We start from the raw sequence: 16,543 nt of genomic DNA, 5'->3' as shown, positions 1-16,543 counted from the left end.
CCCCGCCGCACCATTTGTTCCCGGCCCCGCCAAGGCGGGGCCGCCTAAGCCCTTATTTGCAGCGGGGCTCGATGTTGTTCTCAGCCGCATAGGCCGCCGAGTCCTCGTCGATCAGCTTGCCAATCACCTCGCCGTCGGTCGGCTTGAAGTCGGAGATCGCGTTCCAGGTCTTGGTGCCGGCATCCCATTGCACCACACCGACCAGGCCGGGGCCGCCATGGTTGTCGCAGCTGACCTTGAACTCAGGGCCAAAGCCGGACATGCCCAGCGCTTCCATCTTGGCGTTGGTCATTTCCAGCGCTTCCATGCCGTCGCGCATCATCGCTGCGGTGATGTCACCGGTGCCATGCATCTCCTGCGCGGTCTTTGCGGCTTCGGCCGCCAGCATCGCTGCATAAAGGCCACGGTTGTACTGCACCGAACCCAGCTGGTCGCCGGCACCGGACGCCTTGCCCGAATCCACGACATATTTCTGCAGGTCGTCATAAACCGGATAGTCCTTGCCCAAACCCGTAAATGTCAGCGCCTTATAGCCAGTGGCCTTGGCACCCGCAGGCTCCACGTCGAATTCAGCGCCTGACCACCAGACACCGATGAAATTCTCCATCGGGAAACGGATGTTGGCAGCTTCCTGAACCGCAACCTGGTTCATCACGCCCCAGCCCCACATCACCACATAGTCAGGTTTCTCGCGGCGGATCTGCAGCCACTGCGATTTCTGCTCCTGGCCCGGGTGGTCCACCGGCAGCAGAGTCAGGTCAAAGCCGTGCTTGCTGGACAGTTCCTCCAGCGTGCGGATCGGCTCCTTGCCGTATGCCGAGTTGTGATAGACCAGCGCTACTTTCTTGCCGTTGATGTCGCCGCCGTTGATCTCCAGCAGATGGTTCACCGCGCCAGAAGCACCGTTCCAGTAGTTGGCCGGGTAGTTGAACACATTGCTGAACACTTCGCCGTTTGCTGCCGAGGTGCGGCCATAGCCCATGGTGTGCAGCGGGATGCCGTCTGCGGTCACCTTGGGGATCAGCTGATAGGTGATGCCGGTGGACAGCGGCTGATACACCAGCGCGCCTTCGCCCTTTGTCGCCTCATAGCATTCCACACCCTTTTCGGTGTTGTAGCCGGTCTCGCATTCGATCACCCGCGCCGGAACACCGCCAATACCGCCATCACGCTCGTTCAGCAGTGTGAAATAGTCATTGTAGCCGTCCGAGAACGGGATTCCGCCCGCGGCATAGGGCCCGGTCCGGTAGCTGAGATCCGGGAACACCAGATCCGCCATCGCCGGACCTGCAGCCATCGCGGCGCCCAGCGCCAGAGTGGTCAGTGTCTTTTTCATCGGCTTATATCCTCCCTTGGTTTTGTCCGATGTTCTCGAAATACGGGGGATGGTCTTGCTATTCTCCCCGCAGGTTTCCGCGCCTTCCCGCATCAGTGCGGGAAGGGCCACAGTCTCAGCTTCTCCTTGGCGACGCGCCACAGCTGCGCCAGCCCGTGCGGCTCCACGATCAGGAAGAAGACAATCAGCGCGCCGACGATCACCAGCTGGAAATGCGCCACGATATCTGTCGGCCAGTTTAACAGGTCGACGCCCACGACCTTCAGGATCACCGGCAGCAGCACCAGGAAAGCCGCGCCCGCGAAGGAGCCGAAGATCGAACCCAGCCCGCCGATGATCACCATGAACAGCACCAGGAATGACTTGGTGATGCCAAAGGCCTCGCCGACTTCAACCGCGCCCAGGTAGACCGCAAAGAACAGCGCGCCCGACACACCGATGAAGAAGCCCGAGACCGCAAAGGCGGTAAGCTTCGCCTTCAGCGGGTTCACCCCGATGATCTCTGCGGCGATGTCCATGTCGCGGATCGCCATCCAGCTGCGCCCAACGGTGCCGCGAGTCAGGTTGCGGGCGATCAGCGCGCAGACAGTCAGGAAGATCAGGCAGAACAGGTAGGTTGCCCAGGCCGAAGCATTGGGGCCGGTCACAATGATGCCGAACGTGTCGCGCTCCGGCGCGTTGATCTGTCCCGAGGCCGAGTAGTTGTAAAACCACGGCACCCGGTTGAACAGCCACACCAGGAAGAACTGCGCCGCCAGCGTCGCAACCGCCAGATAAAACCCCTTGATGCGCAGGGACGGCAGACCGAACAGCACGCAGACCAGCGCCGTGATGCCGCCTGCAAGGATCACATGAATGAACATGCTGACCTCCGGGAAGGCGGTCATCAATTTGTAGCAGGCGTAGGCCCCCACCGCCATGAACCCGCCGGTGCCCAGCGACACCTGCCCGCAATAGCCCACCAGGATATTCAGCCCGATCGCAGCAATCGAATAGATCAGGAACGGCAGCAGAATCGCGTTGGCCCAGTAATCGTTGATCAGGAACGGGATCAGGCCAAAGGCCACTGCCAGCACAACGTAATAGCGGTAGCGGTCGAACTTGATCGGGAAAGTCTGGCTGTCATCGGCATAGGAGACTTTGAAATCCCCGGCTTCACGGTAGAACATGTCTCAGATGCTCCCTTTCTTGTTCAAACGGGCCCCGGTGCGGGCGTTTGCTTTGTCGGTTGCGGCGGCGGTCATTCGGCCCGCCCCCATTGCGCCTGCGCTGCGTCGCGCTGCGCGCGGGTCATCCGGGCCGAGGGCCTGGCGTAACCGCTGCGCTCGCTGCCGCGCACCAAACGCAGGTAAGCGATAATGCCGGTGATCAGGCCTGACGCGGCCAGCAGGGCTGCGGTCACCAGCTGTGCCTCCGTGTATCCCTCCGCGGTCAGCGCCAGGAAACCAAAGGCCCAGAACCCCGCCCAGGCAATCACATTGATAATGGCGATAGCCTTGTTCATGCCAGGCCTCCGCCGTTAACCATTTTGGCAGAATTCCGGGTTTGGACACATTTTGCCCACTTCTTTTTGCCACCCTGTTCCTGGGTAAAGTGAGTGGAAGCAATGACCGCAATTCTGGAGGAAGTCCGGCGGCTGGAGGCTGCCCGGGAGAAAGGTGAAATCTCAGCGTCCGAATATGCAGAGGCCAAAGGCCGGCTGCTGGAGTCGGTCGAGGATGCAACCGTGCTGCCGCCGTTCGAGTTCGAGAAGCCAAAGCGCAGGGCAACCGGAGCAGCGCCTGGCCCCTGGGGGCTGATGCTGATCGGCTTATGCGGCGCAGGGCTGCTGACCTTCATTGCCGGGCAGTTGATTGGAGACCTCACCATCGCATTCACTCTGGTCACCTGCATCTTTGCCGGCATCGTGGTCGCCGCCTTCCGCAAGCTTGAAGGCTGACCAGGCAGGCCGCAGTGCATATGCGCCTCAGACCCGTTCAATGATCTTCTCCCCGAACAGGCCTTGCGGGCGGAACACCAGGAAGATCAGTGCCAGAACATAGGCAAACCAGTTCTCGGTGGCGCCGCCGACCATCGGGCCGATGGCAAATTCGAACAGTTTCTCACCCACACCGATGATCAGGCCGCCAACAATGGCGCCGGGGATCGAGGTGAAGCCGCCCAGCATCAGAACCGGCAGCGCCTTCAGCGCGATCAGCGACAGCGAGAACTGCACGCCGGACTTGGTGCCCCAGACAATGCCCGCAACCAGTGCCACAAAGCCTGCAACCGACCACACCAGCACCCAGATGAAATTCAGAGAGATACCGACCGACAGCGCCGCCTGGTGGTCATCTGCCACCGCGCGCATCGCCCGGCCCTGTTTGGTGTACTGGGCAAAGCAGACCAGCCCGGCCACCAGCAGCGCCGCAATCACCGTCGCCACGATATCAAGATTGTCGATAAAGAAGCCGTAACCGAAGATGTTGTAGGTGCTCTCGTCGATCCACAGATTGATGCCCTGCGGCAGGCCGACATCCAGCGTCTTGATCTCAGAGCCCCACATCAGGTCGGCAACGCCCTCCAGGAAATAGGCCAGGCCAATGGTGGCCATGAACAGGATGATCGGCTCCTGCCCCACCAGATGCTTCATCACCAGCACCTGCACCAGCCAGGCCAGCAGCACCATAACGGCCACCGTCAGCGCAATCGCAATCACGCCGGGCACGTTCCAGCCGAAATGGGTGATATGGCCGCCAAAGACCGCATTGATCAGATGTGCAAAGGGCACCTGCCCCTGCATGATCCCTACCAGCGTCATCGCCGCAAACAGCGCCATCACGCCCTGGGCATAGTTAAAGATGCCGGAAGCTTTGTAGATGAGGACAAACCCCAGCGCGACCAGCGCATAAAGCACGCCCGCCATCAGACCGTTCAGCGTCACTTCCATCGCAAAGACGAGTTGTTCGGGCATTAGAGGCTCTCCTCGGAATTCTGCGCTGCGGCGGTGCACAGGGTGTGCACAGGGGGAGTACGGGTGTCACCCGGCCAGAGCTGGGTGTTGCTGCATTGCAACTCAGTCATGGCTCACCCCCAGATAAGCGTCGATAACATCCTGGTTGTTGCGCACCTCATCCGGGGTGCCGTCGCCAATCTTTTTGCCGTAGTCCATCACCACAACCCGGTCGGAGAGGTCCATCACCACGCCCATGTCATGCTCGATCAGAGCGATGGTGGTGCCGAACTCATCGTTCACATCCAGGATGAAGCGGGACATGTCCTCCTTCTCCTCGACGTTCATGCCAGCCATCGGTTCGTCCAGCAGCAAGAGCTTCGGCTCCGCCGCCAGCGCACGCGCCAGTTCGACCCTCTTTTTCAGGCCATAAGGCAGCCGTGACACTGGGGTTTTGCGGATATGCTGGATCTCCAGGAAGTCGATGATCTTCTCCACCACTTCGCGGTTCTCAGTCTCTTCCTTCTCCGCCTTACCCTTCCACAGCGCCTGCGAAAACAGGCCTGTTTTCATATAGTTGAGACGGCCGGTCATGACGTTGTCCAAAACGCTCATGCCTTCGAACAACGCAATGTTCTGGAAGGTTCGGGCGATGCCCTGACGAGCAACCTCATAGGGGCGCATCGGCGGGCGGGGTTTGCCGTGAAACAGCACCTCGCCTTCCTGCGGCACGTAGAAGCCAGAGATCACATTCAGCATCGAGGACTTGCCGGCGCCGTTCGGGCCGATGATCGCGCGGATCTCGCCCTCGCGGATGTCAAAGGAGATATCCTGGATCGCCACCACACCGCCAAAGCGCAGGGTGATGTTCTTCATCTCCATCACCACACCGCCGATGGTGCGGCCGTCGTCGGTCACGTAGCTTAAGGAATTGTCAAGCATAACAACGGCCTCCATTATTCTGCCACATAGAAATTTTAAGGTTTCCATGCGATACTTGTGGAAAACGAGCAGCAAGGAGATCGAAACAATGTTTGGCGAACTCGAGCATTCCTGCCTTCTGAAGATGGCCATCGAATGCAGGGAAATGGGCCTCAGCCAGTCCGAAAGCCTGGCCTCGATTATCGAGCAGACACATGGGTTCAGCTCCCCCTTCAAGATCCAGCAGGTGGTGCAAACGGCCTTCCACCCCGGGCTCAACCCCGACCTGGTCTGAAACCCTCCCAGCCTGCCCGGCACGGGGCGGGAAATGTTCCGGAGACACGTGCATCATTCCGCGGCCACCTTGTGAATGGCTGCCGGCCTTACATCCGCATCGACAATGCTCAGCGTCGCGCTGATGGAGCCCTTGCGGCCATCCTCGTAAGTCACTTCCGTGGTTGTCGAAATCTGCTCGGAACCGTCATAGAGCGCGGTGATGATATCGGCGAATTTCTCCTCGACGATGCGGCGGCGCACCTTGCGGGTGCGGGTCATTTCCCCGTCATCGGCATCCAGTTCCTTATGCAGCACCACAAAGCGATGCACCTGGCAGCCTGACAGCATTTCATCTTCCGCCACGGACTGGTTCACCGCGGTCACATGCTCGCGGATCGATTGCAGCACTTGCGGATGCCCGGCCAGCTCCTGGTAGGAAGCATAGGCAATGTTGTTGCGCTCGGCCCAGTTGCCCACCGCCGTGAGGTCGATGTTGATAAAGGCGACGCAGCGGTCGCGGCCATTGCCGAACAGCACTGCCTCCAGGATGTCCGGATAGAATTTCAGTTTATTTTCAACATACTTGGGCGCAAACATCGCGCCACTGGCCATCTTGCCCACGTCCTTGGCGCGGTCGATGATCCGCAAGTGGCCCGAGCTTTCCTCGAAGAAACCGGCGTCGCCGGTGGCCACCCAGCCCTCCGCATCCTTGGTTGAGGCGGTGGAGTCCGGGTTGTTGAAATACTCCACGAAAGTGCCGGGCGAGCGGTAGTGGATCTCACCGTTGTCGTCGATTTTGATCTCAACCTCGGGGGCCGGCACGCCAACGGTGTCGGCACGCACCTCGCCATCCGGCTGCACGGTGATGAACACGGTGGCCTCGGTCTGGCCATAGAGCTGTTTCAGGTTGATGCCCAAAGAGCGGTAGAAATCAAAGATCTCCGGCCCGATCGCCTCGCCCGCGGTATAACCGACGCGGATGCGGCCATAGCCCAGCGTGTCTTTCAGCGGACCGTAGACCAGCACATTGCCCAGCGCGTATTTCAGCCGGTCCATAAGGCCAACCGGCCTGCCGTCCAGGATATCGCCGCCGACCTTCTTGGCGTGGGCCAGGAAGTGGTGGAACATCTTCCGCTTCAGGGCGCCCGCGTCCTCCATCCGGATCATCACATTGGTCAGCTGACCCTCGAACACCCGGGGCGGTGCAAAGAAATAAGTCGGGCCGATCTCGCGCAGATCCGTCATCATGGTGCCCGCGCTTTCGGGGCAGTTGACACAGAAGCCGCACCAATAGGCCTGGCCGATCGAGAAGATGAAATCCCCGACCCAGGCCATCGGCAAGTACGACAGGATGTTCTCGCCTTTGGTCAGATGGTCGAACTCGGCCGAGTTCTTGGCGCTTTCGATCACGTTGCGGTTCGACAGCACCACGCCCTTGGGCTTGCCGGTGGTGCCAGAAGTGTAGAGCATCACGCAGGTGCTGTCGTAGGTCAGTTTGCCCTGGCGTGTGTTCAGCTCACCAATCAGCTCATCATAGGCCGCCCTGCCCTGGTCTTGCACATGGGAGAATTGATGCAGCTGGGTGTGGTCGTATTTCCGCATACCGCGCGGGTCGAGATAGATCATATGCTCGAACTGATGCAGCTGATCCTGGATCTCGATGACCTTGTCGGCCTGTTCCTGATCGCCCGCAATGACAAAGCGCGCGCCGCAATGGCCCAGCACATAGGCCATCTCCTCGGCCACCGCGTCCTGATACAAAGGCACCGGAATAGCGCCCACCGCCTGGGCAGCAACCATCGACCAGTAGAGGTAGGGGCGGTTGCGGCCGATGATGGCGACAAAATCACCCTCATTCACGCCAAGGTTGATGAGGCCCAGCGCCAGCGCCTCGATTTCCTTTGCCGTCTCGGACCAGGACCAGCACTGCCAGATGCCGAATTCCTTTTCTCGGTAGGCCGGCGCGTCTGCGAATTGCGCCGCATTGCGTTGAAGCAGCGCCGGCAGGGATTGCTTCCCTTCGGCGCCCATCTGCATCTGAGCCAACTTTCTCTCCTCCCTTTCCGGCGTTGCTGCCGGACTGGCCGCTGTGCGCGGCTCTGGCCCCGATTAGGGACGCCCATATGCTAGCCCGTCAACTTTTTCCTGATGTTTTCCCAAATCTTACGAATTGTAACAGCTCAGATCACCTTGTTTTACGGGCTGTTACGCCTGCGTACGGAGGCCGCCTGCGGGGAAATCCTTTAGGCCGGCTGCTCACTCCCTATGCTTTCGCGCGGGATGCGCACAAACAAGCGGGAATTCGAATCGCGGATGCTCAGGAAAGCTGTGGCAATTGCAAATCCGGCGCATTCCTATTGCCCCGCAGCGCCGGCAATCAGAAGGTGATCACACACCTGACGCCGCGGCAGCTTGCCGCGCGCGGCGGAATGGCAATTTGCCCGTTTGCCGCCGCGGTGCTAGCCATGGGGTGGGGGAGACCATGGACAGAACCAGCAAGCAACGCGCCGCCATGACCACCGCCGGGCTGAACCTAATCGCCCAGGCGCTGTCGATCTATGACAACGATCTGCAGCTGGCCGTCTGCAACCGCCGCTTCCAGGAGATGTTCAGTCTGCCGGACCATCTGGTTCAGCCCGGCGCTTCTTTTTCCGAAACCATCCGCTTCCTGGCCGAGAACGGCGAATACGCCCCCGAGACGGATATCGAGGCCATCGTGCAAACCCGGGTCGACCAGGCGCTGGACTTCGTGCCTCATTACCTGGAGCGCGAACGCCCCAACGGGCAGATGATCTCCATCGAAGGCTCGCCGCTGCCGCAGGGCGGCTGGGTCACCGTTTATACTGACATCACCCGCGCCAAACGCGCGGAGCAGCTGCTGAGATCCCGCTCCGAAGAACTGTCTGAGAAGCTCATCGCTCACACCGAAGAGCTCTCCGCTGCAAACCGCCAGCTTGCCGCCACCAACACCGCGCTGGAAGAGGCAAAGCGGCAACTGACCGAGATCGAGGGCCGCACCCGCCTCACCACTGAGATGATGCCGGCCCATATCGCCCATGTGGATGCCGACGGCTACTACACTTACACCAACCGTCGGCTCAGTTCAGTGTTTCCCAGCCGCCCCTCGGACATCCTCGGCATGCATATTGCCGATGCTTTGGGAGAAACGGCATTCGAACGCATCGAGCCGCATTTGCTGGCCGCCTACAAGGGCGGCAGCCCGGTGTTCGAGTTCACTGAAAGCCACGGCAGCCGCCGTATCCGGGTCGCCTTTACCCCCGACCAGCACGGCGGCGTCTACATCCTGTCGATGGATGTGACCGAAGAAACCCAGGCCCGCGTTGCCTTGCAACAGGCCCGCCGCCGCGAGATGGCGGCGCAGATGACCTCCGGCCTGGCGCATGATTTCTCCAACCTGCTGACCATCATCCTCGGCATGCAGGGCAAGCTGGAAAAGACTTCGCTGGACTCGGCCTCCGCCGAACTGGTCCAAGGCACGCTTTCAGCCGCCCGGCGCGGCGGGCGGCTGTTGAACCGGATTGCCGAGATGACCGGACAGCGCACCCTGCGCCCGCAGGCGACCGACATGCACACGCTGCTGGGAGAATTGAAGATCCTCGCGTCGCCCTCACTGCCGCAGGGCATCGGCCTCAGCATTCTGGATAACATGCCAGACGAAGTGCTGCTCCTGGACAGCGGAAAGCTGCAGGATGCGTTGCTGAACCTGATCCTGAACGCCCGGGACGCCTGCGGCACCACCGGTCAGATCACGGTCAGCGCCCATGCGGTTGGCCAGACCTGGGTTGAAATCACGGTGTCCGACACCGGCCCCGGCTTCTCGCCCGAAGCACTGGAAAAGGCCTTGAACCCCTTTTTCACCACCAAGGGCAGCGAAGGCTCCGGCCTTGGCCTGCCGATGGTTTACGATATGGCCAAGCTGGCCGGAGGCGACATGCGGATCCGCAATGGTGTTTCCGGCGCCGCGGTCACCCTGCGCCTGCCCTACCGTCTCGCCCCGGACGCTAAAGGCGGCATGGCGCTCCTGGTCGAGGACAGCGAGGAGCTGCGCGCCACTTTCCGCGACATGCTGATCGACCTTGGCTATACCGTGATCGAAGCCGCCAGTGTCGACGAGGCCTCTGCCCTCACCGCCGATCTGCCGGACATAGCCCTGGTGCTCTCCGACATCAAGCTGGAAGGCGAGGCCACCGGCATCGACTTGGCGGCGCGCCTCGACGGCTCCGGCCTGCCCTGCATCCTGATGACCTCGCTGCCGGTCAGCGACCCGCTGTTTCGCAAGGCATTGAAATGCGGCCCGGTTTTGCGCAAACCTTTCACCACGCACCAGCTTTCCGAGCTGATCAAACCGGAGCCCGCTGCATGACATCCCCCTTGGTCACCATTCTGGATGACGAGCCGGAAATCCGGCAGATCCTGACGGACACGCTGGAAGACGCGGGCTTTCGAACCCAAAGCTTTGCCCGCGCCCGCGAGTTCGAGGCGGCGCTCAACCGAGTGACACCAGACGTCTGCCTGGTCGATCTGTCGCTGCCCGACACCGACGGGCTGGCGCTGGTGCATCGGCTGGCATTGGAACAGGGCGCTGCAGTCATTATCGTCTCCGGCCGCGCCCAGGTGCAGGACCGGGTCACCGGGCTGGAGCTTGGCGCTGATGACTATATCACCAAGCCGTTTGACCCGGCCGAGGTCGTCGCCCGCGTCCGCGCCCGCCTGCGCAGCGGCCCCCGCACGGTGGCAGCCAGCAGCGACACCGCGCGGTTCTCCGGCTGGACCGCTCATTTCGACCGCTATGTGCTAGAAGACGACCAGGGTGCCGAAACCCCGTTTTCCCACGCCGAAGGCGAAGTTCTGCGCCTGTTCCTCGACAGCCCCAAGCGGCTGATCTCCCGCGCCCAAATGCAAGAGGCACTTGGCGGCGCTGCAGGCGAAAGCTTCGACCGGGCGATGGACGTGCGCATCTCCCGCCTGCGCACCAAGCTGCGCGAAGACCCCAAGAACCCCCGGCTGATCAAGACGATCTACGGTGCGGGCTACATTTTCCTGGGCGACGTGGACTGGGACTGACACCGCAAAAGTAGAAAACCCGCCCGTCAACACTACGCTTTTTCCTATCACATGGAGGAAGCGCGATGACACAGCTGCAGTATTTCACCGCCTTGTCGGGGCTTTGGGTCGCGGTGGCCTGGGTGCCCTATATCCTCGACCGGATCTTTGTCCGCGGCATGATGGGGGCGCTGGCCAACCCGTCCCCCGATGACAAGCCGCAATCCCCCTGGGCCCAGCGCGCCCAGCGTGCCCATATTGTCGGGATCGAGCTGTTCGCCGCCTTTGCGCCGCTCTCTATCCTCGCCATGCTGCTGATGCCTGCCGAAGACCAGCCCGGCACCTTCGCGGTCACCTTCTTCTTCGGCATGGTGGCGCATTACGTGATCTATGCGGTTGGCCTGCCGGTCCTGCGCACCGCCGCCTTTGCGGCGGCCTCGATCTCTTCGATCCTGCTGGGGCTGACGCTGCTGGGCACCGGCTGAGACCTCTTGCCCGGGCGATTCGCCGCCGCTAGACTCGGGGGCATGGCCACCTGTCTGCTCTACCGCCAAGCCGCCGCGCGCCCGCCGCGCTTCTACCGCATCGAACTGGCGATGAACCTGTTCTCCGAGGTTTCGGTGCTGCGGGAATGGGGCGTGGCCGGCGGCAACGGGCAAACCGCCATCAGCATCTACGGCAACCTGCGCGATGCGTCGCTCGCAGCCGACAAGCATCGCAACCGCCTGCTCAAACGCGGCTACAACCGGGCCTGACCCGCGCCGCGCCAGCGGCGCCCGGCCCAACTGTGACGGTCCTCCCCCGGGAGGACCAGGAACAGGCGGGAGCCCCGCCCGCAACTCACCCTGCCAGTGCCCGGGCGGCGCGATCCAGCACTTGCAGCCCCAGCACCAGATCTGCCTCACCCGTGTCTTCGTCAAAGGCGTGGCTGATACCGCCGATCGAGGGGACAAACAGCATCCCTGCGGGCATCACCGCAGCCATATTCGCCGCGTCATGCAGCGCGCCGGAAGGCATCTTCTGCCACTTTCCCGGAGCCAAAGCCTCAGCCGCGGCGCCCAGCTCCGCCTGAAACCGCGTATCCATAGCTGCAGGCTCAATCCCCAGCACTGGCCCCAATTCAGCTTCCACGCCATGATCCGCGGCGATCTCTTGCGCCGTCTCCCGGATGATCGCTTCCATCCGCGCCAGCCGATCCGCATCGGCATCGCGCCACTGCATGGAGAACTCCACCCTTCCCGGCACCACCGAAGACGCATTGGGGTGCAGCGCGACATGGCCGATGGTCCAGACGGAGGCAGGCGTCACCACATTTGCAAACCGGCCGTTCAGCGCGGCATTGAAGGCTGACAGCGCCTGAAACGCATCCCGCCGCAGATGCATCGGCGTGGTGCCGGCATGGTTCTGACGCCCTTCGAAAGTGATCCGCATGTCGCGGATCCCAACGATATCCGTCACCACCCCGATCCTGCCTCCGGTCTCATCCAGATAGGGGCCTTGCTCGATGTGCATTTCCAGAAACCCGGTGAATCGCTTGTGCGGCAGGAAGTCCCCCGCCAGATCCGCCATCAGCGACCGCATCTCTGCCAGCGTATTGCCTTCCGTGTCGGTAAACCCTTCCGCATCCTCCAGCGCCAGCTTGCCCGTCCAGACATCCGAGCCGGTCAGCACCCCGAACCGCCCCTCCTCGTCCTGGAAACTGACGCAGGAAATGGGCGGCCCGCCCGCTTCCTTGGCAGCCCGTGCAATCTCCAGCCCGGCAATTACTCCCAGCGCCCCGTCCAGCCAGCCGCCTTCGGGCTGGCTGTCGCTATGCGAACCGACCAGCAGGCTGCGGTCCCCGGAGGTCCCAGCCAAGCCAAAAAGATTGCCCAGCGGGTCGAAATGCGGCTCTAAACCAGCCTGCTTCATCCGTCCGGCCAGCCATTTCCGCGCTGCGATGTCCGCCTCGGAATAGGCCTGCCGCACCACGCCCTTGCCCACGCCGGAGGCACCGAAACTGCGCAGCTTATGCAAGTCATCAAGAAAGCGCTGAGGATCAAGTGGCATGGCGGATCTCCAATATGTCCGCTGCACAGTGCGTCAAGTTTCTGCCGCCCTCAATGAAATTGATAAGCACTGCGCCAAACCCTCTCTTCCCTCTGCCCTGAACCTCCCCTAAGACTCGCCCGGTAACAACGGAGCCGCTGCCCCATGTCCCACATCACGCTGATCCGCCACGGCCAGGCCAATACCGGCGCCCGGGACGAGGACAGCTATGACCGGCTCAGCGATCTGGGCCACCAGCAGGCAGCCTGGCTGGGCGCCTACTTGCGGGCCAGCAATGGGCACCACACCCGGGTCTATTGCGGCACACTGACCCGCCACATCGAGACCGCGGCATCTATGGGATACACTGATGTCGTCCAGGACGCCCGCCTCAACGAAATGGAATATTTCACCCTCGCCGAGGCGATGCGGGACCAGCACGGCCTGCCAGTCCCGCAGGAGCGCGAGGGCTTTGTGGACCATCTGCCCAAAGTCTTTGCCGCCTGGGCTGCCGGCGAAATTGCCGCCCCATATGAAAGCTGGGAAGCCTTCGAGACCCGCACCCGTCAGGCATTGGGTGAGATCGCGGCCGGAGAGGGCCCGGCGCTGGTGGTAACCTCCGGCGGGCTGATCTCGATGGCGCTGCGGCAGGCGATGGGGCTTGATACCGCGGCCATGGCGCGGATTGCCTTGGCCATCATGAACACCTCCATGCACCGGCTATTCCCGATCGGCGGCCACTGGAGCCCGGTTTTGTTCAACGCGGTGCCGCACCTGGAAGCGCCGGACCGGCATTTTGCCCAGACACATCTCTGACGTACGCACGGGAGGAAAGACATGCAGCTCTACTACGCCCCCAACACCATTTCAGTGGCCGTGGCCATCGCCCTGGAAGAAGCCGGGATCGAGTATGAAACGGTTAAGGTCGACTTTGCCGCCAAGGAACAGACCGGCCCAGCCTATGCCCAGATCAACCCCAAAGGCCGTGTGCCGGCACTGGCGGTTGAAGGCGGCATCCTGACCGAGACGGGCGCGCTGCTGGAATACATCGCTGACATGGCACCGGCAACGTCCTTGCGCCCCACCGATCCGGTGCTGCTGGCGCGAATGCGCGAAGTGATGTTCTATCTCGCCTCCACCATGCATGTGAACCATGCCCACAAGAAGCGCGGCCACCGCTGGGCCAAGGAACGCTCCAGCTGGAAGGACATGCAGAAGATGGTGCCGCAGACCATGGCCGCTTCTTGCGAATACCTCAGCCAGGCGGGCCTGCGCGGCCCCTTCGTGCTGGGGGATGAGGTCAGCATCGCCGATTGCTACCTCTATGTGATCTGCACCTGGCTGGAAGGCGACGGGGTGGCCGCCGCAGACTTCCCGAAAATCCAGAACTTCATGACGGCAATGGAACAGCGCGACTCGGTCCGCGCAGTCTACGCCAAGGGAATGCTTTGAAGGACATAACGATGACGCATCTATGGGTACGGGCCGAACAGCGCCCCAATGAAGAGCGGGCGGGCCTCACCCCCGAGGGCGCCAAGGCCCTGCTGGCAAGCGGTATCAAGGTCACGGTCGAGGAAAGCTCGGTGCGGGCCATCCCTCTGCAGGGCTATATCGACGCCGGTTGCGAGATCGCGCCGGAAAACTCCTGGCCCGAAGCCCCTGCAGACGCGATCATCTTCGGCCTCAAGGAACTGCCTGAGGACGGCACCCCGCTGCCGCACCGCCACATCATGTTCGGCCATGCCTTCAAAGGCCAGCACTCCGGCAAAGCGCTCTTGGAACGGTTCAAGGCCGGCGGCGGCACCCTTTATGATCTGGAGTATCTGGTCGATGAGGCCGGCCGCCGCGTGGCTGCCTTTGGCTATTGGGCAGGTTATGCCGGCGCGGCCGTCACCCTGAAGTCCTGGGCAGCCCAGCAGCGCGGCGGGCTTTGCAGCCCGGTTGGAGTCTACGGCGGCAAGGATGCATTGCTGGACGATCTGGGCGCCGAACTCGACGCCCTGGACACGGGACGCCCCTCTGCCATCGTGATCGGCGCGCTTGGCCGCGTCGGTACCGGCGCTGCCGACCTCTGCGAAGCAATGGGCGTGCAGGTCACCAAATGGGATATGGCGGAAACCGCCCACGGCGGCCCCTTCCCGGAGATCCTGGATCATGACCTGTTCCTGAACTGCATCTTCGCCCGTCCCGGCACTCCGGTCTTTGTTCCTCGTGAAGCAATGGCGGCAGACCGCAAGCTCACCGCCATCGGCGACGTCGCCTGCGACCCGGACAGCGATTACAACCCGGTCCCGGTCTACGACCGCGCCACCACTTGGGAGGCACCTGCCCTGCGCGTGGCAAACAGCCCGGTGCTTGACGTGATGGCCATCGACAACCTGCCCTCAATGCTGCCGGTGGAAAGCTCCGAGGATTACGCGGCCCAGCTGCTGCCCTCGCTGCTGACCCTGACCGATCTGGAAAGCGGTGTCTGGGGCCGGGCCGAGGCAACCTTCAAGGAGCACTTGCCCGCATGAGAGATTCTTCCGCTCACGGCAAGGGCAACGCCCATCCGCGGGCGGAAGCAAAGCGCCCGGCGTGTTATCGAAAGCAAACCTTTGGTTTGACGGGGGCAGACGGGCACTGACCACCCATTAATCGGGCGGGCGGTTTTCGCTCCCCGGCACTCTTTGCAAAGGAGACCTGCAATGACGATTCACTGGTGCGGCACCGGCCTTTCGGCCATCCCCGGCCTGCGCCGCCTGCTGGAAGCGGGCCATGACGTGGCGGTGTGGAACCGCACCACGGACAAGGCGCGCGAAGCGGTGGGCGACCTGACCACCAACATCCATGCCTTCTCCATCGCCAATCTTGGCCAGATGCTGAGCCCGCATGACGTCATCGTCTCGATGCTGCCCGGCGACTGGCACGTGCCGCTGGCCGAATTGGCAATCGAGCGCGGCGCGCATTTCGTCTCATCCTCCTACATCGCACCGGAGATGCGTGCGCTGGACCAAAAGGCCAAGGACGCCGGCGTCTGCCTGATCAACGAGGTTGGCCTTGATCCCGGCATCGACCACCTGATGGCCCATGCGCTGGTGGCGGACTACAAGGCTTCCGAAACCTATGACGCCGCAAACGAGATCAGCTTCATTTCCTACTGCGGCGGCATCCCCAAGACCCCGAACCCGTTCCGCTACAAATTCAGCTGGTCACCGCTGGGCGTGCTGAAAGCCCTGCGCTCGCCCTCCAAGTCGATCCGCGATTTCAAGGAACTGGACGTTGCCCGCCCGTGGGACGCGATCTCTTCCTATGAGGCGCCGCTGCCGGCCCCTGAAAGCTTTGAGGTCTACCCGAACCGCGACTCGATTCCCTTCATGGGCCAGTACGAGTTCGGCGAGGACTGGAAAGTGAAGGAGTTTGTCCGCGGCACCCTGCGCCTCAACGGCTGGGCCGATGCCTGGGCCGATGTGTTCAAGGAAGTCGAGACGCTGGAAGGCGCCGAAGGCGACGCCCGCCTCAAGGAGATGTCCGACCAATTCTGGGCCGAAAACGCCTATGACGAAGGCGAACCGGACCGGGTTGTGCTTTGCGTCGGGCTGAAGGCTGAAAAAGACGGAGCCGAGGCCTGGCACAAGACCTATGTGATGGACGCCTGGGGCGACGAGCGCGGCACAGCCATGGCCCGCCTGGTCTCCTACCCGGTCTCTTTCGCCATCGAAGCTGCGATGAACGGCAAGATCGCCGCCGGCGTGCATGCCGCGCCGAGCGACCTCGGCCTGGTCGAAAAGTGGATGGGCGAAATCGGCAAACTGGCCCAGCACCTGGACGTGATCGACCACAGAGCCTGAGCTGGCAGGCCCTTCCTGCGGCGGGCCGCAAGGATCCATTGTTCTTCTGGCTTATAAATATCCCGGGGTCCGGGGCAGAGCCCCGGACGTCTCCGCGAAACACAAAGGGCGCCATCCCGCACGGCGCCCTTTGTCTTGCAAACAGGGTAGCAACGC

17 protein-coding genes are annotated in these 16,543 nt (G+C 62.3%); 10 read left to right on the top strand and 7 right to left on the bottom strand.

Annotation, left to right across the window (positions count from 1 at the left end; genetic code table 11):
• Positions 1-52: 52 nt before the first annotated feature.
• The 3 genes from RA19_RS12295 to RA19_RS12285 all read right to left on the bottom strand — a co-directional run bounded on the left by RA19_RS12295 (position 53) and on the right by RA19_RS12285 (position 2,840).
• The gene (locus tag RA19_RS12295; protein ID WP_039162995.1) at positions 53-1,336 is read right to left on the bottom strand and encodes an ABC transporter substrate-binding protein; all 1,284 of its coding nucleotides are present in this window, start codon (positions 1,334-1,336) and stop codon (positions 53-55) included.
• Positions 1,337-1,428: 92 nt separating this feature from the next.
• Complete coding sequence (locus RA19_RS12290; protein ID WP_039162918.1) at positions 1,429-2,505, bottom strand: branched-chain amino acid ABC transporter permease; 1,077 nt, start codon at positions 2,503-2,505, stop codon at positions 1,429-1,431.
• A 71-nt stretch (positions 2,506-2,576) separates the two neighbouring features.
• Complete coding sequence (locus RA19_RS12285; protein WP_039162916.1) at positions 2,577-2,840, bottom strand: hypothetical protein; 264 nt, start codon at positions 2,838-2,840, stop codon at positions 2,577-2,579.
• 102 nt (positions 2,841-2,942) lie between these two features.
• Between RA19_RS12285 and RA19_RS12280 the strand changes: the two genes are divergently transcribed.
• Positions 2,943-3,275 (top strand): hypothetical protein, encoded by a 333-nt coding sequence (locus RA19_RS12280; protein WP_039162914.1) that lies wholly within the window; start codon positions 2,943-2,945, stop codon positions 3,273-3,275.
• Between the two features lie 27 nt (positions 3,276-3,302).
• Here RA19_RS12280 and RA19_RS12275 read toward each other — a convergent pair whose 3' ends face one another.
• Both RA19_RS12275 and RA19_RS12270 read right to left on the bottom strand, forming a co-directional pair.
• Positions 3,303-4,289, bottom strand: a complete 987-nt coding sequence (locus RA19_RS12275) for a branched-chain amino acid ABC transporter permease (RefSeq protein ID WP_039162913.1) — start codon at positions 4,287-4,289, stop codon at positions 3,303-3,305.
• Positions 4,290-4,391: 102 nt separating this feature from the next.
• Positions 4,392-5,210: an ABC transporter ATP-binding protein gene (locus RA19_RS12270; protein ID WP_039162993.1), complete on the bottom strand. Its 819-nt coding sequence runs from the start codon at positions 5,208-5,210 to the stop codon at positions 4,392-4,394.
• Between the two features lie 88 nt (positions 5,211-5,298).
• On the opposite strand from RA19_RS12270, the gene RA19_RS12265 reads away from it, so the two are divergent.
• Positions 5,299-5,484 carry a hypothetical protein gene (locus tag RA19_RS12265; protein ID WP_039162910.1) on the top strand — a complete coding sequence of 62 codons (186 nt, stop codon included), beginning with the start codon at positions 5,299-5,301 and terminating at the stop codon, positions 5,482-5,484.
• Positions 5,485-5,537: 53 nt separating this feature from the next.
• Here RA19_RS12265 and RA19_RS12260 read toward each other — a convergent pair whose 3' ends face one another.
• A complete protein-coding gene (locus RA19_RS12260; protein ID WP_039162908.1) occupies positions 5,538-7,502 on the bottom strand; it encodes an AMP-binding protein in 1,965 nt (654 codons plus the stop codon).
• 445 nt (positions 7,503-7,947) lie between these two features.
• Here RA19_RS12260 and RA19_RS12255 point away from each other — a divergent pair, with 445 nt between their 5' ends.
• The 4 genes from RA19_RS12255 (at position 7,948) to RA19_RS12240 (ending at position 11,284) form a co-directional block, all read left to right on the top strand.
• The gene (locus RA19_RS12255; protein ID WP_039162905.1) at positions 7,948-9,849 is read left to right on the top strand and encodes a hybrid sensor histidine kinase/response regulator; all 1,902 of its coding nucleotides are present in this window, start codon (positions 7,948-7,950) and stop codon (positions 9,847-9,849) included.
• A complete protein-coding gene (locus RA19_RS12250; protein WP_039162903.1) occupies positions 9,846-10,550 on the top strand; it encodes a response regulator transcription factor in 705 nt (234 codons plus the stop codon). Before RA19_RS12255 ends, RA19_RS12250 begins: the two co-directional genes overlap by 4 nt.
• 65 nt (positions 10,551-10,615) lie before the next feature.
• Complete coding sequence (locus tag RA19_RS12245) at positions 10,616-11,014, top strand: MAPEG family protein (protein ID WP_039162900.1); 399 nt, start codon at positions 10,616-10,618, stop codon at positions 11,012-11,014.
• 42 nt (positions 11,015-11,056) lie between these two features.
• Complete coding sequence (locus RA19_RS12240; protein ID WP_039162898.1) at positions 11,057-11,284, top strand: WGR domain-containing protein; 228 nt, start codon at positions 11,057-11,059, stop codon at positions 11,282-11,284.
• Between the two features lie 85 nt (positions 11,285-11,369).
• Here the strand turns inward: RA19_RS12240 and RA19_RS12235 are convergent, their stop codons facing one another.
• Positions 11,370-12,578 carry a Zn-dependent hydrolase gene (locus tag RA19_RS12235; protein ID WP_039162895.1) on the bottom strand — a complete coding sequence of 403 codons (1,209 nt, stop codon included), beginning with the start codon at positions 12,576-12,578 and terminating at the stop codon, positions 11,370-11,372.
• A 144-nt stretch (positions 12,579-12,722) separates the two neighbouring features.
• Between RA19_RS12235 and RA19_RS12230 the strand changes: the two genes are divergently transcribed.
• The 4 genes from RA19_RS12230 to RA19_RS12215 all read left to right on the top strand — a co-directional run bounded on the left by RA19_RS12230 (position 12,723) and on the right by RA19_RS12215 (position 16,387).
• Entirely contained in the window at positions 12,723-13,373 is a 651-nt protein-coding gene (locus tag RA19_RS12230; RefSeq protein ID WP_039162893.1) for a histidine phosphatase family protein, read from the top strand.
• A gap of 21 nt (positions 13,374-13,394) precedes the next feature.
• Positions 13,395-14,009 carry a glutathione S-transferase family protein gene (locus tag RA19_RS12225; RefSeq protein WP_039162890.1) on the top strand — a complete coding sequence of 205 codons (615 nt, stop codon included), beginning with the start codon at positions 13,395-13,397 and terminating at the stop codon, positions 14,007-14,009.
• Between the two features lie 11 nt (positions 14,010-14,020).
• Positions 14,021-15,073 carry a saccharopine dehydrogenase gene (locus RA19_RS12220; protein WP_039162888.1) on the top strand — a complete coding sequence of 351 codons (1,053 nt, stop codon included), beginning with the start codon at positions 14,021-14,023 and terminating at the stop codon, positions 15,071-15,073.
• Between the two features lie 171 nt (positions 15,074-15,244).
• Complete coding sequence (locus tag RA19_RS12215; protein ID WP_039162885.1) at positions 15,245-16,387, top strand: saccharopine dehydrogenase family protein; 1,143 nt, start codon at positions 15,245-15,247, stop codon at positions 16,385-16,387.
• The last annotated feature ends 156 nt before the right edge of the window (positions 16,388-16,543 follow it).

This window comes from Leisingera sp. ANG-M1 (assembly GCF_000813745.1).
In the GTDB taxonomy this organism is placed as follows: Bacteria; Pseudomonadota; Alphaproteobacteria; order Rhodobacterales; family Rhodobacteraceae; genus Leisingera.
This window is presented reverse-complemented; position numbering and strand designations above follow the sequence as displayed.